Here is a 19,244-nt window from a genome sequence, read left to right as displayed (position 1 = left end):
AGTCACCAGCGCGCGGCCGTAGCCCCGGCCGCGCTGGTCCTCGCGGACGAACAGGTCCTCCAGGTAGATACCGTGCCGTCCGGTCCAGGTGGAGTAGTTCAGGAACCAGACCGCGATGCCGACGATCTCGCCGTCCCGTTCGACGACGTGGGCGAACACCGCCGGCGCCGGGCCGAACAGCGCCGCGTGCAGGTCGTCGATCGTCGTTCGCACCGCGTCGGGCTCCCGCTCGTAGCGGGCCAGCCCTCTGACACAGTCGAGGATGCCCCCGACATCGCCCGGCCGTGCCGGGCGAAGAACGGCTCCGTCGGCCAGCGACAGCGTCTCCATGCCCCGAATCGTAGTTAGACTTGGTTGTAAGGAGATCCGTGGAGTTTCCACGGGCAGACGACCGAGCACGTGAGGCTGCGGAACGCCTGGCGGATGCCGACACGGCGGTCCCGCCGGCATGTCGGGACCGAGGTCACTGATCGTTTTTGGGGGAGGGGCAGTGCCCTGCGGGCAGCCCACTCGATGTCGGTGAGCCGGTGCGGTCGGGGTGCGGCCCAGCCGCCGGCCGCGGGCTCGATGCGTCGGGTTCGGGCGGGGAGGTCAGGCGAGCAGGGTGCGGCCGAGGTGGTCGGTGGAGCCGCGGACACCCGGCATGACGAAGAAGTAGCCGCCGCCGGTGGGGCTGATGTAGTCGACCAGCGGCTCGTCGATGAGCCGGGTCTGGGTCGTCTCGAACTGCCGGGCGATGTCCTGCTGGTAGCAGCAGAAGAGCAGGCCCATGTCCAGGTTGCCGTTGCTGTCGATGCCCCGGTCGTAGTTGTAGCCGCGGCGCAGGATGCGGGAGCTGTCCGTGGCCGGCGTGCGCGGGTTGGACAGTCGGATGTGCGCGTCGAGCGGGATGATGCCGCCCTCGGGATCGCGGGTGTAGTCCGGGGTGTCGGCCTCCACGGTGCCGTCCAGCGGGGCTCCGGTGTCCCGGCGCCGGCCGATCATCATCTCCTGCTCGTTGAGCGAGACCCGGTCCCAGAACTCCACCAGCATGCGGATGACACGGATGACCTGGTAGGAGCCGCCCTCGGTCCAGGCGGGCTCGCCGCCGCCGCGCACCCAGACCAGCCGGTCCATCTCCGCGGCGGAGGTGGCGTCCGGGTTGGCGGTGCCGTCCTTGAAGCCGAGCAGGTTGCGCTGGGTTCCCGACGGCCGGGGCGGGTTCTGGAAGCCGTCGACGCGCCAGCGCAGCTGCATGCCGCCGCGGGTGTGACGGGCGATGTCCCGCAGCGCGTGCAGGACCGTGTCGCGGTTGTGCGCGCACAGTTGCAGGCTGAGGTCGCCGTGACAGTGCGCCGGGTCCAGCGCGTCGTTGGGGAAGGTGCGCATCGGGGTCAGCCGCCGAGGCCTGCGGTCGGCCAGGCCGAACCGGTCGTCGAAGAGGGAGGCGCCCACCCCGACGGTGACGGTCAGCGCGTCCGGGGGCACCACCGGCCCGACGATGCCGCTGTCGGACGGCGGGGCGGTCGTCCCGAGGTCGACCGGGACGCCGCCCGCGGTCAGGAAGCGTGCGCGTTCGGTGATTGTCGTGAACAGTTCGGTCAGCCCGGCGCGGTATGTGGCGATCACGTCGAAGGAGGCGAACATCGCCGCCGCCGGCGCCGGCGTGAGGATGCCGGCCTGGTGGGTCCCGTGGAAGTCGACCGTCTGGTTCGGATTCCTGTCGCGGGTACCGTCCTGGTCGTCACCGGCGGTGGTCGCGAGCGCGGTGCCGCTGACGCCCACCGCGGCACCGGCGGTCAACGCCCCGGCCAGGAAGGATCTGCGCCCGAGCCCGGCGCCGAACGGCCCGCCGCGGCGCCGGGCGGCCACCGGGAGGTGGTGTTCCGCCTGCTGCCGGTGCGGCGGCGAGGGCGCGGCCGTCTCGGCGGCCCTCGGCGAGGGAGCAGCCGTGGGCGGCTCGGGCGACGCGGGCGTTTCGGTCATCGGCGCTGCTCCGGGGGTTTGGAGGAGGTGTCGCGGTCGCGGTGGGAGAGGCTGGCTGGGCTCGTCCGGCTCATCCGGCGTTTCTGATCTCCAGGACGTCGGGGATGGGCGCGAGGGTCTCCAGCAGCCCCCCGAGGCTGCCGTTGAGCCGCTGCCGGTCGGCGAGGGGGAGAGCCTGTGGGGCGATCCAGGTCCCCGCCGGGCTGGCGGTCCGGCGCAGCAGTGTCGCGAAGGCGTCCAGCCGCCGGTCGGCCGCCGCCAGCGTGTCCGGCGCCCGGGTGGCCAGCAGCGGAGAGATGATCTTCAGGAGTTCGCGGGTGCCCTCGGCGTTCGCGCTCGCGGTGGCCAAGGTGCTGCCGCTGCCCTGATCGGCGGTGCCGGTGAGCTGGAACTGCAGGGTGTTCTCGAGGATCTCGTGGGTGCGCAGGGCCAGGTCGTTGGGATCGAGCTCCTGGGTCGGGAACGCCCTGCCCAGTTCGGTGACGTCATCGGCGAGCTGGGCCGCCAGCGGCGAGAGCGCCGCCGCGCTCTCGCCGTGCCACAGCCCGTACTCGATACGGTGGAAACCGGTGAAGCCCTCGTCGGTGACACCGCCGGGCAGGCCGTCGGGCCCTCCGTTGATCGCGGCGTCGAAGTCGCCGAACGTGCCGTACGCGGCGCCGAGGCGTTCGTAGTCGAGATGGGCGGTGAGCCAGTCGCGGCGGGCCGCGTCGAGGTCACCGGCCGCCACGTCCGCGCGCAACGTGTCGGTGTCGCGTTGCAGGGTGACCAGGCCGGCGGTGACGAACGCCCGATAGGCGTCCAGCGGCTCGGCCAGGGCCTCGTCCGTCACCGGGATGATCGCCTGGCCGCCGGCGCTCGGGCCGGTCACCCGCTGGCTCGCCGAGACGATGGGCGGGTCGTTGCCGGGCAGGCACTGCCAGGCGTAGGTGCCGCCGCCGACGGTCGCCGACAACGGCCGGCTGGTGCCCGGCGCGAGCAGTTCGATCTCGGCGTGGATCGCCCCGCTCACCGGGTCGATCAGGCGGACCTCCAGACCACGGCCACCGCCGTTGTGGACGGTGAAGGTCTGCCGGCCGGGGCGCGGCGCCTGCCAGCCCTCGGCGCAGGAGCTGGCGGTCGCTTCGATCGTCGTCGCGTGGGCGTCGTCGGACGGGCCGAGCGCGAGGATCGTGGCACCGGCGGTGATGGCCGGCACCGCGACGACGGCCACCGGGAGCGCCCAGCGGGGCACCGCGCGCGGCACCCACCGCCGCCCGCCGCCCGCCGGCGTCGCCGGGTCCGCCGCTGCCGTCGAACCGGTCGCGACCACTGCGGCCGGTTCGACGGCCGCCACCGGTTCGGCGGTCACGGCCGGCTCTGCTGGTGTGGTCGGTTCAGCCGGTGTGGCGGCCGGCGCGGTGCTGCCGGCGCCCCGCAGGAAGAGCGGCAGCACCAGCAGCAGGTAGGCGAGGTAGCCGACGACCTGGAGCACGGTCATCCGCGGGGTGATGTTGAAAATACCCTCGGTGAGCCTGGTGTACCAGGAGCTCGGGTCGATGGTGGCGGTCAGGTCGAACGCCGTGGTCGCCCCGCCCGGTAGGAGACCGCTTTCCTGGAGGTCGGCCAGCCCGTACCCGGTGACGCCGGCCGCGATCACGATCAGCCCGATACCGGTGATCCTGAAGAACCTTGTCAGGTTGATCCGCAGCGTCTGACGGTACACGGCGAAGCAGGCGGCGGCGGCCAGCGCGATCCCGGCGTTGGCGCCGACGAGCGGGCCGACCGACTCGTCCGCGCCCCGGGCGGTCGTCCAGACGAACAGGGAGGTCTCCAGGCCCTCCCGGGCGACCGCCAGGAACGCGGTGAGGACCAGCGCGCCAGGGCCGATCGCCAGCGCGGCGATGACCCGGCCGCTGATCTCACCGGACAGCGTCCGTGCCGACCGCCGCATCCAGAAGACCATCACGGTGACGAAACCGACCGCGATCAGGCTCAGCACACCGCTGAACGCCTCCTGGGCCGCGGTCGACATCGAGGTGGCCGCGAAGGTGAGGACCGCGCCGAAGCTCGCCGAGAGGGCGACGGCGGCGAGCACTCCCATCCAGACCTGGGGGAGGCGGGTGCGCTGGTCGGCGCGCACGAGCGTGGCGACCAGAATCGAAACGATCAGGCTCGCCTCGAAACCCTCACGCAACCCGATGAGCAGGTTCGGGACAAAGTTCGTCCACATGTCCGCAGCCTCCGTCATCGTCCTGTGATCACCGTTCGGCGAAAGGGTCCAGGGAAAGGTACCAGAAGTAAAAGTTAGGTTCACTTAATTACATATCTGTACTCCTGGTGAGCGGGTGGACACGAAACGGATTTCCGGCGTCCGCGGCCAATGCCCGCGCCAGGGCGGCAGAGATCGTTACCACAGTGGGGGCCGACGGGCCCTTCGGCCTGTGCCGGGGGGCTACCTTGCAGGAGATAGATCGACACTACGGATACCTGCTGGGGGCAAGCATGAACGCCAGAGCCCTGCGCCGCGCCGGCGTCCTCACCGCTACCGGAGCGCTCGCCACGCTCCTCGGTGCGGCTCCGGCCAGCGCGTCCATCTCCTTCCCCGCCGATGCCCGGACCAGCGCCGACACCAGCGCTGACAGCGGCGGCGCGACCAGCGTCGACACGAGCGTCAGCCAGCTCTTCCAGGCTGCCGTGGGTCTGTCCGTCGGCGCTCTCTCCGGTGCCTCGAACACCATCTCGGTCGCGGCCGGCTCCCGTGGCAACTCAACGGCCGGCACCGTCGCGGACACCGGTCCCGCCGGTTTCGGTGCCGGGCAGGGCGGCGCCGCCGGGGCGGATGCCGGTGGTGCCGGGACGAGCAGCCCCCAGGACATATACGGCGCCGCCGCAGACCTTTCCTACAGCGCGCTGTCACAGGCGGCGGACGCGCTCTCGCGCGCGTCGGGCACCGTCTCCGGCGGCCTGGGCGGGTAGCCAGCCGGCCCCGGAGCCGGTCAGCCGAGTCCGGTCAGGCGGTGGCGGACGACACCCGTATTCCGCAGTATCGGCCGCTGGTGTCGATGGGTCGGACGCCCGCAGGGGCTGGACAGGGACCAGCGGCGCACCCTCGGGCGCGCCGACATCCTGACCGGACATGGACGGTTCCCCGTCGCGGTGAGAAAGGCATGGACACGGCGATGTTCGTGGAAGTCACCGCTTCGTGGAAGTCACCGTATCGTCCCGACGGTTTCTCGTCGCACACAGCGTGATCCGTCATCTGTCTGATCCAATATCTGATCCGACGTCTGTCATCGGTCCGCCAGCTGTCGCTCGTCGTCGGTGCGAGCCGCCGCGGGGCCGGTTCCGGCGGCGGGCCGCCGGCCCTGGCGGAGAACCGCTGGTTCCGGCAAAGAGCATGATCTACATGGGCGCCGTAATGCATTGTGTCGCTCCTGGACATACATTGCGCCGCTCCTGGACGAACATTGCGCCGCGCGTTCCTGGACGACGCTCTCGGACGAACGGACGAACGGCTGCCCTGGGACGAGCAGGTGGCCAACAGCAGGTGGTTGTGGTCCAACAGTGTGGTTGTGGTCCAACGGGTGGCTGTGCGCCGGGCCGGAGGCCGGTGGCGACCGGACCAGGCGCCGCGGGCGCGCGGAAATTCGTGTATCCGTGCACGTCGGCCCGCACATCCGGGGGGATTCCGCGGATAGCATGATGGTCATGCAGCCGTGGCTGTGGTGGTTGGTGATCGCCGGCGTTCTTGGCGTGGGCGAGATGCTTACCCTTGCCCTCATTCTCGGGATGACCGCGCTCGCGGCCCTGGTGGCAGGCGCGGTCGCCGGGGTCGGCGGCCCGCTGTCCGTCCAGCTTGTCGCGTTCGCCGCCACCTCCGTGGTGCTGTTGCTCGGGCTGCGGCCGGTCGCGCGCCGGCACCTGCACCAGGCACCGGCCACCGCGACCGGCACCGACGCGCTGATCGGTGTGACGGGTGTCGTCCTTGAGCCCGTTAACGGTGACGGTGACGGGCGGGTCAGGATTCGCGGTGAGATATGGTCGGCCCGCGCGACGATCGACGGTCAGGTTCTTGAACCGGGCACGAGCGTGCGCGTGCTGCGCATCGACGGCGCCACAGCCATCGTTCACCCCGCGCAGCTGTAGCGGGCCTTGGGACCGGGGAGGCGTCGATGGCCGGGCTGATCGCCACCGCGGTCATTCTGCTGGTGCTGCTGGTTTTTCTCAGCCGGGCGGTGCGGGTTGTTCCGCAGGCCCGGGCGGTCGTGGTCGAGCGGCTGGGCCGATACCACCGGACCCTCACCCCGGGCCTGGCCCTCGTCATCCCCGTTGTGGACCGGATCCGTGAACGCGTCGACCTGCGGGAGCAGGTGGTGACCTTCCCGCCGCGCCCGGTGATCACCGAGGACAACCTCGTCGTGGGTATCGACACGGTGATCTACTTCCAGGTCACCGACCCGCGCGCGTCCACCTACGAGATCGCCGACGTCATCAGCGCGATCGAGCAGCTCACTGTCACGACGCTGCGCAACGTGATCGGCAGCCTGAACCTGGAGCAGACCCTGACCTCCCGCGACGAGATCAACACCAGGCTGCGCGGTGTGCTCGACGAGGCGACCGGCAGGTGGGGCATCCGGGTCAACCGGGTGGAGCTCAAGGCCATCGAGCCGCCGCCGTCGATCCAGGACTCGATGGAGAAGCAGATGCGAGCCGAGCGGGACCGCCGGGCGGCGATCCTGTCGGCGGAGGGCGTCAAGCAGAGCGAGATCCTGCGGGCCGAGGGCGAGAAACAGGCCGCGATCCTGCGGGCCGAGGGCGAACGGCAGGCGAAGATCCTCGCCGCGCAGGGCGAGGCCGAGGCCATCACCACGGTGTTCCGGGCGATCCACGCCGGCAACGCCGACCAGAAGCTGCTCGCCTATCAGTACCTGCAGACCCTGCCGCGCATCGCCGAAGGTGAGGCGAACAAGGTGTGGATCGTTCCCAGCGAGCTGACCAGGGCGTTCGGGGGCCTCGCCGCGTTCGGCGGCCGCACCGACGGACCGGACCGGACGGATGGCGGGCAGGCCCGCTGACAGCTTTCGTCTCTTTTCCCCGCTCCGTCCACGCCGACGCCAGTATGCACGTACGGTCACCATAGTGACGCCGCTGGCTGCTGCGTTCTCCTGACATGTCGGGGGCGGAAACTGGGAGCGGGGCCACAGCGGCGCCCGTACGGCCCCGACGTCCGCCAGAGATCTGTCACCGCTGGATACGATCTAGGTTGCCGAGCTGATCGCGGATGCGGTTCCCGGCCGCGGCAGATGGTCGGCTCGCCCGGTCCGGGAGCCGACAGCGGGGGCGGCCAAACCGCGTCGCGGCCCGGCGCGGCTACCGGACCGGTACGTGTGGACCCGCAAGCGCCTGCGACGGACGTTGTGGGCGTCCTATGTCGACAAAGGGATGTACATGACGCCCACCGAGCAGCCGACCATCACCGACACGGACGATCTGTGCGTCGCGACGATCCGCACCCTGTGTATGGACGCGGTGCAGGCCGCGGCCTCCGGGCACCCGGGTACCCCGATGGCCATGGCACCGGTGATCTACACGCTGTGGCAGGAGTTCCTGCGCTTCGACCCCGACGATCCCGCCTGGCCGAACCGGGACCGGTTCGTGCTGTCGGCGGGGCACGCGTCGACGTTGCTGTACGCGACGCTGCACCTGGCCGGCGTCCGGGCGGTCGACCCCACCTACGAGACCCTCGGGGGGCCAGCGGTCACCCTCGACGACATCAGACGGTTCCGCCAGCTGGACGGGAGGTGCCCCGGCCACCCGGAGTACCGCTGGACGTCGGGGGTGGAGGCGACCACCGGACCGCTGGGCACGGGCGCGGCGACGGCGGTGGGCATGGCCATCGCCGGACGCTGGCTGGCGGCGCGGTTCAACCGGCCCGGCTTCGACGTGTTCGACCACGACGTGTACGCGCTGTGCGGCGACGGCGACCTGATGGAGGGGGTCGCGGCCGAGGCGGCGTCGCTGGCCGGCCACCTGCGGCTGGCCAACCTGTGCTGGATCTACGACAACAACCACATCAGTATCGAGGGCGGCACCGACCTGGCGTTCACCGAGGACGTGGCCACCCGGTTCATCGCCTACGGCTGGAACGTCACCCGGGTCGGCGACGCCAACGACCGCACGGCCCTGGGCCGCGCCTTCGAGACGTTCCGCCGTGAACCGCACCGCCCGACCCTGGTCATCGTCGACAGCCAGATCGCCTTCGGCGCCCCGACCAAGCAGGGCACCGCCGCCGCGCACGGGGAGCCGCTGGGGGAGGAGGAGATCCGGGCGACGAAGCGGTTCTACAACTGGCCGCCGGACGCGCACTTCCTTGTCCCCGACGGGGTGTACGAGCACTTCGCCGCCGGTGTCGGGAAGCGGGGCCGGGCCGAGCGGGACAGCTGGCTGGCCCTGCTCGACCGCTACCGGGAGGCATATCCCGATCTTGCCGGCCAGCTCGACCTGATCTGGCGTGGGCAGCTGCCCGACGGCTGGGACGCCAACATCCCCGTCTTCCCCGCCGACGGCAGGGGCCTGGCCACCCGGGACTCCTCCGGGAAGGTCCTCAACGCCGTCGCCGCCCGGGTGCCCTGGCTGGTCGGCGGCTCCGCCGATCTTGCCCCGTCGACGAAGACCCGGCTGACCGTCGACGGCGCTGGGGACTTCCAGGCCGCCAGCCCGGGCGGGCGCAACCTGCACCTTGGCGTCCGCGAGCACGCGTCGGCCGCGGTGGCCAACGGGCTGTCCCTGTCCGGGCTGCGGCCGCTGTGGTCGACCTTTCTGATCTTCTCCGACTTTGCCCGCGGTGCCCTGCGGCTGTCCGCGCTGATGGAGCTGCCGGTCATCCACGTGTTCACCCATGACTCCATCGGGGTCGGGGAGGACGGGCCGACGCACCAGCCGATCGAGCAGCTCGCCTCGCTGCGGGCCGTCCCCGGCCTGCTGGTGATCCGTCCCTGTGACGCGGGCGAGGTCGTGCAGGCGTGGCGGGTGGTCATGGGCCTGCGGCAGGAGCCGGCCGCGCTCGTCCTGAGCCGGCAGGCGCTGCCGACGCTGGACCGGGCCCGCTACGCCGACGCCGCCGGGCTCGCCCGCGGCGGCTACGTGCTGGTCGACCCCGCCGACGGCGATCCCGAGGTGATCCTGATCGGTACCGGCAGCGAGGTGCACCTGGCCCTGGCCGCCCACGAGGAGCTGACCGCGCAGGGGGTGCGCGCCCGGGTGGTCAGCCTGCCGTCCTGGGAGCTGTTCGAGCGGCAGCCCGCGCAGTACCGCGACCAGGTGCTCCCACCGGCGGTCCGCGCGCGGGTCGTGGTCGAGCAGGCGGCCACGCTCGGCTGGGAACGGTACGCCGGCCCGGACGGGGTGATCATCGGTATGCGGACCTTCGGCGCGTCCGCCCCGCTGCGGGCGTTGCAGACCAAGTTCGGTTTCACCCCGCAGGCGGTGGTCAGTGCCGCCAGGCAGAGCCTGGCCGCCGTCAGCGCTGTTGGTGACCCGGCGTAGACCGCGAGGATCCGGATCCGAAGATTTCGGTCACGATGTCGACGGCCGGCTGGTTCCCGGGGGAGTCCGCGGGAGCCGGTCGGCCGACGGCCCGTTCCGGTGTTTCCGCGATCGTTCCCTGCCGATCGTTGTCGGTTGTTGTCGGTTGTTTTGCGCTCCGGGTGTCGGCTTGACCTGGCTGTGCGCACCTGAGACGGTGAACAGGCCCCATGGTCGTGCGAGCGGTCCTGGGGTTTGGTTGTGCACAGGTTCGTCTGGTGTGCAGGTGACTGGGTACAGAGCTGGTTGGCACAGAGGTTGTACAGGGGCAGACGTGGTGGGTACCGGTAGGATTCTGCGTTTCGACGGGGTTCGTGGCTACGGTTTCATAGCGCCTGACGCTGGCGGCGACGATATTTTCATGCACGCAAACGATCTTCAAGATGAGAAGCATCTGTTCCAGCCCGGAACGCTGGTGGAGTTCGAGGCGGAGGAAAGCGACAGGGGCCCGAAGGCGTCGGTCGTCCGCCTGGCCCGTCGGGCCCAGGCCCGTCCGGCGCCAGCGAGTCCCCTGGCTTCCCCGAGCATGGCCAACGGGCGTTCGGACGCCGATGACGACGACATGTGCGACGTCCTCACCGTCGGGGAGTTCCGACACCTGCTGACCGAGACGCTCATCGAGTCGGTGCCGACCCTGACCGGCGGCCAGATAAGCCAGATACGGCAGCGGCTGACCAGCCTCGCGCAGGCGCGTGGCTGGGTCGAGTCCCAATAACCGGCCCGCTCAGGCCCCTACCGGCCCGGCCCGGAATCTGTCGACCCGCGCCGGTGCCCGGGCGCGTCGTTGCTGCCCGGACGCTGCGCCGGCCACACGGCTGGCCACGCTGCGCTGGCCGTACCACTGACCACACCATGCGCACGGCCGGATCTGTGACGTTGCTCCGGCTGGTCGATTCGCCTACCTGCGGGCGATCCGCCTGCCCGGCTGCGAAACACAGAAACACAACAGCGGAAAAAATGTTGCTGCCGGTCCGCGTTGACTGTTGCACGATACGCACCGGTTATCCGTGGAAGCGGTGTGTAGCGCCGTCACGCTGTGGCCAGCTTGTACCGTCTCGGCGGTCATCCTGAGACAGCACGCGTAAATGATACGCACAGTGAGTGCTGTACGTCGACATGCCGAGAAAACCGCCGCTTGCGACTACCGAAAGTAGTTCGCTACGTTGGCCGGGTTCTCAACGGCACCGGACCGCACGCCGAGTTCTGTCCACGGTCCGGTGTCTTCCGACTAGCGATCGCCAGGACAGAAGCGGGGGACCCACCTTTCCGCCGGACGTCGCCACCACGGTGGCCGTCCTTGGGGTGAAGTCGGCCGCGTGTATCCGCGCGTCGACCGGGCTTCCCGGCCCGAACCCGACAGCTAACCTCGCAGGCGTATGGGAAGGATCAGCGTTGCCTGCACATCAGGTGAATTCAGGTCCGGCTGCCGTACATCGTTCCAATTCCAATTCCAATTCCAATCCCGGCCCCAGGCGCGGTCGTCATCGCGCGCCCACGACCCGCTCCACCCTCGGCCGGATATCGGCGCGTACCGCGGTCGCCGCCGCGGCCACCGGCACTGTCGCCCTCTCCGGGCTGGCCTCGCCGGCCCTGGCGAACGACCGGGGCCTGGACACGGGCGGGACGGGCCGGACCGACGCCGCCACGACCAGTACGACCACCGCGACCAGCACGAACGCTGCCCGGTCAGCCGCCTTTACGATCACCCCGGCCGCCACCACGGGCACGGGCACGCTGGCGGCGCAACCGGTGAGTTTCTCGACGTCCTCCGCCAGCGGCTTCGGGGCGAAGCTCGTCTATCTGGCGTCGAAGCAGGCCGGCAAGCCGTACGTGTGGGGTGCCGAGGGGCCGCGGGCGTTCGACTGCTCCGGCCTCGTCCGGTACATCTACAAGCAGCTTGGCCGCAGCGTCCCGCGGACAGCCAACGCGCAGTACAACGCCTCCCAGAAGCTGTCGAAGAACGCCCGGCAGCCCGGTGACCTCATTTTCTTCGGCCGGCCGGGAGGCATCCACCATGTGGGTGTCTACGCCGGGAACGGGATGATGTGGGCCTCCCCGCACACCGGGGCCGTGGTCCGGCTCCAGAAGGTCTACACCAGTAACTATCTGGTCGGCCGTATCAGGTGACCGACCGCCCGGGCCGGGCTGGCGGCCACGGGGTGTCCAGGAGCCCCGGGCGGACAGCGCGGGAAACCACGGGTGGACGCCACGAAAATTTCTCCCGGTTGTTGCCGGACAGATTTTCTCGGAACACCGTCGGATTCTTTTGGCTCCCGTTCCGGGTGTTCAAAAAACGCCTGTAGAAACGCATTGAATTGCCTTTTTGGCGCTCTGGGGGCGACACCGGAGCCTCCTGAAGCAATGTGGTGAACGGCCTGTTCGGCGACCCGAATGACGTTTTCCCAGCGGCTGGTAGAGAACTCGGGAAATATAGTTCTCGAGCCGGCCCTAGAGAGTACTGTGCCGGCATTTCCGGCAACGGGCGATCCTTTCGACGATATTTTAGGTGAGAGTCTGATTATGGCCAGGGGAAGGCACAGAAAACCCGGTCGGTGCAACGGCGCCGCATTAGCGGGCACCGTCGGGCTCATCGGGACGACGGCTGGAATGATGCTGACCGCGGCTCCGGCCAGCGCGGCCGGGACGTCCGGGTCCGCCGTCGTCACCGACACGACCATCGCCCGCGTCGCCGCGAACGCGGGGCTGCCCAGCTGCCGAGGGGTGCCGCTGGGCACCTGGGTGGCGGTGGCGCTCGCGGAGTCCGGTGGCAACGCCAAGGCGCGTAACGCGCGCGGTGAGGACTCCCGCGGGCTCTGGCAGATCAACGCGCGGGTCCACGCGAGCTGGCTGGCGGGCAGGAACCTCTACGACCCGGCCACCAACGCGTGGGCTGCGAAGAAGGTGTGCGACAGCCAGGGCGTGCGTGCCTGGAGCGCCTACACCAATGGTTCCTACCATCGTTATCTGACGCGGGGAAACACCGCCGCGGCGGCGGTGAAAGCCAGCCCGGCGAGCGCGTCGACAACACGGTCGAGCACCCCTGTCCCGGCCGTCAGCGGGATCAGCTACACCAGCCGGAACTGTTCGGTCCCATCGTCCGCGGCGACCGTGAGAAACGGCAGTAAACCGCGTACCGAGGTGGCCAGGGTACAGCAGCGGCTGACCGATCTCGGATACTCTCTCGCGGTCGACGGAATATTCGGTCCGCGGACCACCAGGGTGGTGAAGGATTACCAGCGGCAGCACGGCCTCGTGGCCGACGGAATAGTCGGCGCCCGCACCTACGCCCAGCTGTTCCCATGCGGCTGACAGCTGGGTGCTACTGACGGCCCTGGGTACCTCCCCCTCCCTCGGGTGCCCGGGGCGCCACCGTCCGCGGGCGGCCCCGGCCCTGGCCCACCAGGCCGGGGCCGCCGCGGACGGTGCGTACCGCTGGACAACGGCCGTCAGGTCAGCGCCAGTTCCTGCGGGACGACGATGACGTCGACGAGCGCGCCGCGCCGCCACACGGTCAGTTCGAGCGGGCGGCCGATGGTGTCCTCGGTCATCAGCCGTTGCAGGTCCCCCGGGGTGGCGACCGGCTGCCCGGCGACGGAGAGCACCAGATCGTCGGCGAACAGGCCGGCACGACCGGCCGGGCTGCTCACGACGACCTCGGCCAGCCGCACGCCGTGCCGCCGACCGAACCGCTCGGCCAGGTGCGGCGGCAGCGGTGCCCGGGTGCTGGCGACCCCCAGGTAGGCGCGCCGTACCCGGCCGTCGCGCATGAGCGCGGCGAGGATGTGACGGGTGGTGGTGTTGACCGGGACGGCGAGCCCGAGCCCGATCCCGGCGACGGCGGTGTTCACCCCGACGACGTGGCAGTCGGCGGTGACCAGCGCGCCGCCGGAGTTGCCCGGGTTGAGCGCCGCGTCCGTCTGGATCACTTCGTCGATGACGCGGACGGTGGCGCCGGCCCGGGTGGGCAGGGAGCGCCCGAGCGCGCTGACGACCCCCGCGGTGACACTGCCGGTCAGGCCCAGCGGGTTGCCCACCGCGACGACGAGCTGACCGACGGAGAGTGTGGCGGCGTCGCCGAGCGTCGCCGGGGCCGGCGTGCCGCCGCGGGCCCGCAGCACCGCGAGGTCGGAGAGCGGATCGGCGCCGATCACGTCCACCTCGCTGTGGGTGCCGTCGGCGAACTCGGCCAGGCCCGCCGCGCCGCCGCGGCCGGCCTGTCGTCCCGTGCGCCTCGATCCACTGTCGACGACGTGGGCGGAGGTGAGCAGGAAGCCGTCGTCGGTGAAGACCACGGCGGATCCGGCTCCCTCGCCGCGCGGCGTCAGTACCCGCAGGCTCGCGACGGCGGGGGAGACGGTTGCGGCGACTCGGGTGACGACCTGTGAGTAGGCATCGAGCGGATCCTGCATCCTGGCCTCCCATCCTGCTTACATAATTACGTCATTAGAAGCAGCGGATGACGCCCAATGTTCCCTGAGTGTTCCCGAGGTTCCCTGGGCCTGTTCGTTCCCCGCGACCGGCGGCGGGACGGCGGCGGGATGTAGGTTCACCGACGTGGTCGAGGTGTCCAGGCAGCGCTTCGAGGACCTGGTGGCCGAGGCGCTGGACAGCCTGCCGCCCCAGCTCGGCCGCCAGATGTCCAACATCGCGGTCGTCGTCGAAGACGAGCCGCCGTCACCGGGGCTGCTCGGGCTCTACGAGGGCGTGCCGCTGACGCAGCGGGGTGACTGGTACAGCGGGGTGCTGCCGGACCGGATCACGATCTACCGGTGGCCGATCTGCGACCTGGGCCGCACCGAGGAACAGGTCGTCGAGCAGGTGCGGGTGACCGTCATCCACGAGGTGGCCCATCACTTCGGTATCGACGACGGGCGGCTCGCCGAGCTCGGCTGGGAGTAGGAACCCGCCGGCGGTCACCGCGGCCCACGCCATCCATTGTGCCGCTGTGTGCACGATGTCGCTGTGTGCTGCTGCTCCTGTTGTCCCGCTCCGGGCGAAGTCACTGTTTGTAGTGTCCTTGTTGGCAGATAGTTGACTTATGGTTGCTCTACGTGTCTACTTCATGTCGTGGTCGGTCAACTACGGAAAGTCGTTACCCGGCCATCTCGTCGCTGTTGAGGCGACGTGTCCCGCAGCGCCGCGCCAGTGCGCGAGCTGCCGGTGCATGAGTTGGCCAAGGAACAAAGGAGCAACTGTGTGTAGGAAGCTGAAAGCGGCGTTCGCCACCGCTGTGCTGGCTGGCAGCCTGGGGGCCGTGCCGTTGCTGTCCGGGCAGGCCGCCGTCGCAGCCCCGGGCGGGGCGGGCTCCAGGCCGTCCAACCTGCAGGCGGTCGGCCTGACCAGCGACGGCAGCAGGCTGGTCCCGTTCTCCGTTCGCTCCCCGCAGCGCGCGGGATCGGGGGTGCCCGTCACCGGGCTCATCGGCCAGGACACCCTGCTCATCGGGATCGACTACCGGCCCCAGGACGGGCTGCTCTACGGCGTGGGCAACGGTGGCGGTGTCTACACGCTGAACACCACCACCGGGGTGGCCACCGGGGTGGCCACCGGCGTGTCCCACCTGGGTGGCCCACCGTCCGGTTTCACCTCTTTCGGCGTTGACTTCAACCCCGTCAACGGCCTGCTGCGCGTCGTCAGTGACTCGAGCCAGAACCTGCACCACGACGTCGTCGCCCATGTGACGAATGCTGACACCCCGTCGTCCGCCCTCGGCGTCACCGCCATCGCCTACACCAACAACGACAGCGACCCGGCGACCGGTACCACGCTGTACGACATCGACACCAACCTCAACCAGCTGGTGATCCAGTCGCCGCCGAACAACGGCACCCTCGCCACGGTCGGCGCCCTCGGCGTAGACCCGGCTCTCAATGCCGGTTTCGACATCTACAGCACGGTCTCCGGAGGCAGCGCCGTCGACGCCACCGGGTTCGCGACGCTGTCGGTCGCCGGGCAGTACGGCCTGTACTCGGTCAACCTGATCACCGGGCACGTCGATCTGATCGGGCAGTTCCCGACCGGAACCGCGATCTCCGACCTGGCCGTGAAGCCGTAACGACAGCTCCCGTCCACGGCTCTTCCCCGTTCGTGGCCCGTTCGCGGCCCCCGGTCGATCACGGACCGGGGGCCGCATCGCGTTTCCGACAGGAAAGGCCCGTCCGTCCTGGTCATCCCCGGTGGATCGCTGTAGTCAACGCTGTTGACGGCACTGGCGCGACGATCTGATCTTCGAAGTGTCCCCGGCCGCGGGTCCTGTCCACCGGGGCGGTCACCGGAACCGCTGGCAGCGACGCCGGTACACGGCTGGTGGGCAGGCCGGCCATGACGGCCATCCGAGCGAACTCGGCCGCGTCGTGGACGGCGGCTCCGCCGTGGTCGTTGTTGAAGTAGACGTAGGCCTCTCCCTCCGGCCAGCACTCGGCGATCCGGCGGATCCAGCTGCTCAGGGCCTGGCGGCCGTACCGGGGGGCGGGGCGGGCACGACCAGCGTGCAGGCGCAGGTAGCCCCAGCCGGCGGGCCGCCACAGCGGTGTGACCGGCCGGCTGCCCCGGTCCGCCCAGCACAGTGCCGTGTCGTGTGCGCGAAGCACACCGTGGACCTCACCGGTCCACCAGCTCGGATGCCGTGGTTCCACGGCCACCCGGACGTCGGACGGGAAGCAGCCCAGGCACGCGTCGAGACGGACGGGATCGGCGCGCAGGTTCGGCGGCAGTTGAAGCAGCACGGGACCGAGCCGGTGGCCGAGACCGGCGGTGTGCGCCAGGAACCGTTCGACGGGCTCGGCCGGGTCCCGAAGGCGTCTGACGTGGGTGAGGAAGCGGCTGGCCTTGACCGCCATGATGAAGTCGGGTGGAGTCTGCTCCCGCCAGCGCGCGAAGACCTCGGGTGCCGGCAGTCGGTAGAAGGCGTTGTTGCACTCCACCGTCGCGAACCGGTCCGCGTAGTACCGCAGCCAGGCACGCCGCGGCACCCCGGCCGGGTAGAGCACCCCCGCCAGTCGGCGTACTGCCATCCGGACGTCCCGACGAGCATCGGCACACGGCCAGCGTGAGGGGGCGATCGAGGACCGCCCCGACGGTCAGGGTCCGCTGGTACCGGCCATGGACGGATCAGGGACGAAGGACGAACGCCCTGACATCATGGACGGACACCCTGATGGTGCTGTGGCATGCGCAGGTGGGCCGTCTGGTGGGTGACAGCCTCGATGTGGCCGGCCGCGACGTCGAGTAGCAGGTGGGCCAGCTCGGACAGGGCGCGGGATGCCGCGACCTCATCGCCGATCTTGGGAATCTCGGCGTCGGCGGGGTGCCGCCGCGCGTGCCCGACGCCCCGCAGCTCGCGTTCGGAGTCCGAACGCGGTCCCGGGCGCAGCGCCGCCTCCGCGCGGGTGTGCCCGTCGTCCTCGGTCAGGAGTACGTCGACCGTCCACCTCTTGGTGTGGATCATGATCGGTCGCCACCTTTCCCAGCAGACAGCCCCCAGTGGGATCTGGATCTCTGGCAGCGCGGGAAAACATGACCGCGTTGCCATGGTCCTTTCAGCCTGGCTCCTCCTAGCCTGGCACGGCTCGACGGCCACCGCGAACGCATCCGTAACCGGCACGGATCTCCAGAGAGGATCTGTCGAAGTATCGCAGTAGTCGTGCGCGGCCCGTGCGGGGAACAGCCTGCCGCTCCCGAACGGTACGGGATGAGGAGGACTGCCTGGTCAGCCGTGCATTCCTCGGAGGGTGTCCGGTACCGGTTGTTGTTCGGTACCGGTTGTCACTAAGCGCGCGAAAGATCAGGGCTAGAGGTACTGGGCGGGCCAGGGGGCGCCCGCGGCTGAGGCTGCGGCCAGCCGGGCGGCGCCTCGGGCCACCACCAGGTCCGGAACCTGGATGCGGGCCACGGTGCAGGCGGCCCAGAGCTCGGGGAGGGTGCGGGCACGGGCGGTGACCAGGGCGGCGTTCCAGTAACCGGGGTAGTTGAGAGTGCCGCCACCCACCCGGAGGACGTCGGGATTGAGGATGTTCAGCAGGGTGGCCATGGCCAGCCCGAAGGCGTCCCCGGCTGCCTCGACGACGCCCCGGATGGCGGGGTTTCCGGCGGCGAGCGCCGCGCGCACCTGGGCCGGGGGCAGACCGGCGGCCTGGACGATCGAGGCGCCGCCGGCCAGTTCGTCGAGCCGGCGTACGCCCCGCGGGGTGGGTACCGGCATGCTGCCGACCTCGCCGGCCCAGCCCCGGCCGCCCCGCACCACCCGACCCTGGTGGAGGTACGCGGAGCCGACGGCGGTGCCGGAGAGCATCACCACGGCGGTCCGGGCGTCACCTATGTCGGCGGCCTCCTCGGCCAGGGCGGCCCGGATGTCGTTGACCAGCAGATGGGGGGCGGCGAGGCCGGCCGGGCCGGGCCAGCCGTTGAGCGCGGGCAGTACGTCGCAGACAGCGACCCGGCCGTCCTCGACCAGCCCGGGGACGGCGATGCCCACTGAGACGGGGGCCAGGCCGTGGTCGGCGAGGAACTTCTCGATGGCCGTGCCGATGCCGCCGGGGGTGGCGCCGGGGCCGGTGGCGACGCGGACGGTCAGGGGCTCGTCATGACCGGGCCGGTGGGCGAGCATGAGGAGCTTGGTGCCGCCGATGTCGATGCCGACGGTGGGGTGGCTTGTCATCGGGGTTCAGTAGACACCTTCCACGGCGGGCTCGCCGTCCGCCTCGGACAGGGGGCGGACGTCGGTCACACCGTCCCAGGGGAACCAGGGATGCGGGCCGGTGCGGCGGGCGGTGTCGCGTTCCAGGAGGTTGGGAAGGAAGAGGTCCTCCAGCAGGGTGGTGGTGAGCACCCGGCCACGCGCCCCCACGGGGACCTCCCGCAGTGGATCGGCGGGGTCCACCACCCGCTGGACGGCCAGGGGCGGGGGGAGGTGGTAGACGCGGGACCCCTCGGGCATCAGGGCGTGGCCCACCAGGGTGTTTCCGTAGGTGTCGATCCAGCGCACGCCCTGGAGGTACTCCTCCTCCAGGAAGCGGATCTCCTCGGCGGAGCAGGAGGTCCCGCCGGTGCACACAGCCTTCACGCCGTGGGCGGCCAGAGGTTCGTCGAACTCGCCGACCAGGGCGAGCAGCAGCTTGGAGGTGGTGAACAGAAGGGAGGGCCGCTGGCGGGCGAGGAGGGTGCGGGTCTGGGCGGTCAGGTGCTGGATGTAGCTGTCGGCACTGCCCTTCGACTGGAGCTCGGACTTCACCCAGCGGGGGTCGAAGTCGATGAAGGCGGCGGATCCGCACCACCGGTCGGCGAGGCGTTCGACGAAGTGGGCGTACTGGTGGGGTCCGCTGGGGGTCATGGCGACGATGTCGCCGCCGTCCAGACCCCGTACCTCCAGCATCACCCGGTAGAGGGTCACCTCGTCGTCGAGCTTGCTGACGTTGACGACCCGGCACGGTTCTCCGGTGGTGCCGCCGGTCTCGAAGACCCGGAAGGGGCGGTGGCGCAGGCCACGCGGGAGGAGGTCACGGGGGCGGGCGGCGCGTAGTTCGTTCTTGTCGAAGAACCCGAACAGCGCGAGGGAGTCGAAGCCGGTGATGTCGCGGAGCGGGTCGAACGGCAGGGTGGCGCGGCGGCGCAGCCAGAACGGTGAGCCGGTCGCCTCGGAGAAATGCCAGTGGATCATCCGGAGCGTCCACTCGTCCAGGCCGTGGCGCAGGGCCGGGAGCCGTTGCGCCATGAGG

At 70.4% G+C, this 19,244-nt stretch carries 16 protein-coding genes, 1 pseudogene and 1 riboswitch; of the genes and pseudogenes, 9 read left to right on the top strand and 8 right to left on the bottom strand.

Features of this window, described 5'->3' with window-relative positions; all coding sequences use genetic code 11:
• From CM1CMNOD_RS11115 to efeU, 3 genes are all read right to left on the bottom strand, one after another.
• The coding region (locus tag CM1CMNOD_RS11115; protein ID WP_043606178.1) for a GNAT family N-acetyltransferase at positions 1-330 on the bottom strand (330 nt) is incomplete at its 3' end.
• Positions 331-591: 261 nt separating this feature from the next.
• Positions 592-1,965: an iron uptake transporter deferrochelatase/peroxidase subunit gene (gene efeB, locus CM1CMNOD_RS11110; protein ID WP_013873746.1), complete on the bottom strand. Its 1,374-nt coding sequence runs from the start codon at positions 1,963-1,965 to the stop codon at positions 592-594.
• A gap of 70 nt (positions 1,966-2,035) precedes the next feature.
• Positions 2,036-4,177 carry an iron uptake transporter permease EfeU gene (gene efeU, locus CM1CMNOD_RS11105; protein ID WP_013873745.1) on the bottom strand — a complete coding sequence of 714 codons (2,142 nt, stop codon included), beginning with the start codon at positions 4,175-4,177 and terminating at the stop codon, positions 2,036-2,038.
• 272 nt (positions 4,178-4,449) lie between these two features.
• Here efeU and CM1CMNOD_RS11100 point away from each other — a divergent pair, with 272 nt between their 5' ends.
• From CM1CMNOD_RS11100 to CM1CMNOD_RS11070, 7 genes are all read left to right on the top strand, one after another.
• Positions 4,450-4,923, top strand: coding sequence for a hypothetical protein (locus CM1CMNOD_RS11100; protein WP_043603556.1), 474 nt, complete (start codon positions 4,450-4,452; stop codon positions 4,921-4,923).
• Positions 4,924-5,649: 726 nt separating this feature from the next.
• Complete coding sequence (locus tag CM1CMNOD_RS11095; RefSeq protein ID WP_013873743.1) at positions 5,650-6,093, top strand: NfeD family protein; 444 nt, start codon at positions 5,650-5,652, stop codon at positions 6,091-6,093.
• Between the two features lie 26 nt (positions 6,094-6,119).
• A complete protein-coding gene (locus tag CM1CMNOD_RS11090; protein ID WP_013873742.1) occupies positions 6,120-7,022 on the top strand; it encodes an SPFH domain-containing protein in 903 nt (300 codons plus the stop codon).
• A 367-nt stretch (positions 7,023-7,389) separates the two neighbouring features.
• Positions 7,390-9,492, top strand: a complete 2,103-nt coding sequence (gene tkt, locus CM1CMNOD_RS11085) for a transketolase (protein WP_431307084.1) — start codon at positions 7,390-7,392, stop codon at positions 9,490-9,492.
• Positions 9,493-9,805: 313 nt separating this feature from the next.
• A complete protein-coding gene (locus tag CM1CMNOD_RS11080) occupies positions 9,806-10,246 on the top strand; it encodes a cold-shock protein (RefSeq protein ID WP_013873740.1) in 441 nt (146 codons plus the stop codon).
• Positions 10,247-10,757: 511 nt separating this feature from the next.
• Positions 10,758-10,920, top strand: a riboswitch (cyclic di-AMP (ydaO/yuaA leader).
• A gap of 3 nt (positions 10,921-10,923) precedes the next feature.
• Complete coding sequence (locus CM1CMNOD_RS23990) at positions 10,924-11,658, top strand: C40 family peptidase (protein ID WP_347403393.1); 735 nt, start codon at positions 10,924-10,926, stop codon at positions 11,656-11,658.
• Positions 11,659-12,051: 393 nt separating this feature from the next.
• Positions 12,052-12,840 carry a peptidoglycan-binding protein gene (locus CM1CMNOD_RS11070; RefSeq protein WP_013873737.1) on the top strand — a complete coding sequence of 263 codons (789 nt, stop codon included), beginning with the start codon at positions 12,052-12,054 and terminating at the stop codon, positions 12,838-12,840.
• A 137-nt stretch (positions 12,841-12,977) separates the two neighbouring features.
• Here the strand turns inward: CM1CMNOD_RS11070 and CM1CMNOD_RS11065 are convergent, their stop codons facing one another.
• Positions 12,978-13,940: a S1C family serine protease gene (locus tag CM1CMNOD_RS11065; protein ID WP_013873736.1), complete on the bottom strand. Its 963-nt coding sequence runs from the start codon at positions 13,938-13,940 to the stop codon at positions 12,978-12,980.
• Positions 13,941-14,085: 145 nt separating this feature from the next.
• On the opposite strand from CM1CMNOD_RS11065, the gene CM1CMNOD_RS11060 reads away from it, so the two are divergent.
• Together CM1CMNOD_RS11060 and CM1CMNOD_RS11055 are read left to right on the top strand one after the other, a co-directional pair.
• On the top strand, positions 14,086-14,430 hold the full coding sequence (locus tag CM1CMNOD_RS11060) for a metallopeptidase family protein (protein ID WP_013873735.1): 345 nt from the start codon (positions 14,086-14,088) through the stop codon (positions 14,428-14,430).
• Between the two features lie 295 nt (positions 14,431-14,725).
• Entirely contained in the window at positions 14,726-15,586 is an 861-nt protein-coding gene (locus tag CM1CMNOD_RS11055; RefSeq protein ID WP_013873734.1) for a DUF4394 domain-containing protein, read from the top strand.
• A 112-nt stretch (positions 15,587-15,698) separates the two neighbouring features.
• On the opposite strand, the pseudogene CM1CMNOD_RS11050 reads toward CM1CMNOD_RS11055, so the two are convergent.
• The 4 genes and pseudogenes from CM1CMNOD_RS11050 to CM1CMNOD_RS11035 all read right to left on the bottom strand — a co-directional run.
• Positions 15,699-16,570: pseudogene (locus tag CM1CMNOD_RS11050) on the bottom strand (DUF72 domain-containing protein).
• Positions 16,571-16,669: 99 nt separating this feature from the next.
• A complete protein-coding gene (locus CM1CMNOD_RS11045) occupies positions 16,670-16,978 on the bottom strand; it encodes a DUF1876 domain-containing protein (protein ID WP_013873732.1) in 309 nt (102 codons plus the stop codon).
• Positions 16,979-17,320: 342 nt separating this feature from the next.
• On the bottom strand, positions 17,321-18,187 hold the full coding sequence (locus CM1CMNOD_RS11040; protein WP_013873731.1) for an ROK family protein: 867 nt from the start codon (positions 18,185-18,187) through the stop codon (positions 17,321-17,323).
• Positions 18,188-18,193: 6 nt separating this feature from the next.
• Positions 18,194-19,244: hypothetical protein (locus CM1CMNOD_RS11035; RefSeq protein WP_131773975.1), on the bottom strand; the 1,051-nt coding region annotated here is incomplete at its 5' end.

It is taken from the genome of Protofrankia symbiont of Coriaria myrtifolia (genome assembly GCF_900634755.1).
GTDB classification, from domain to species: domain Bacteria; phylum Actinomycetota; class Actinomycetes; order Frankiales; family Frankiaceae; genus Protofrankia; species Protofrankia coriariae.
The sequence above is the reverse complement of the archived record's forward strand: the minus strand, read 5'-3'. Positions and strand labels throughout refer to the sequence as shown.

Coding starts and splice junctions, on each gene's coding strand:
- efeB (WP_013873746.1), bottom strand. CDS start 1,965: ATGACCGAAACGCCCGCGTCGCCCGAGCCGCCCACGGCTGCTCCCTCG.
- efeU (WP_013873745.1), bottom strand. CDS start 4,177: ATGTGGACGAACTTTGTCCCGAACCTGCTCATCGGGTTGCGTGAGGGT.
- CM1CMNOD_RS11100 (WP_043603556.1), top strand. CDS start 4,450: ATGAACGCCAGAGCCCTGCGCCGCGCCGGCGTCCTCACCGCTACCGGA.
- CM1CMNOD_RS11095 (WP_013873743.1), top strand. CDS start 5,650: ATGGTCATGCAGCCGTGGCTGTGGTGGTTGGTGATCGCCGGCGTTCTT.
- CM1CMNOD_RS11090 (WP_013873742.1), top strand. CDS start 6,120: ATGGCCGGGCTGATCGCCACCGCGGTCATTCTGCTGGTGCTGCTGGTT.
- tkt (WP_431307084.1), top strand. CDS start 7,390: ATGTACATGACGCCCACCGAGCAGCCGACCATCACCGACACGGACGAT.
- CM1CMNOD_RS11070 (WP_013873737.1), top strand. CDS start 12,052: ATGGCCAGGGGAAGGCACAGAAAACCCGGTCGGTGCAACGGCGCCGCA.
- CM1CMNOD_RS11065 (WP_013873736.1), bottom strand. CDS start 13,940: ATGCAGGATCCGCTCGATGCCTACTCACAGGTCGTCACCCGAGTCGCC.
- CM1CMNOD_RS11045 (WP_013873732.1), bottom strand. CDS start 16,978: ATGATCCACACCAAGAGGTGGACGGTCGACGTACTCCTGACCGAGGAC.
- CM1CMNOD_RS11040 (WP_013873731.1), bottom strand. CDS start 18,187: ATGACAAGCCACCCCACCGTCGGCATCGACATCGGCGGCACCAAGCTC.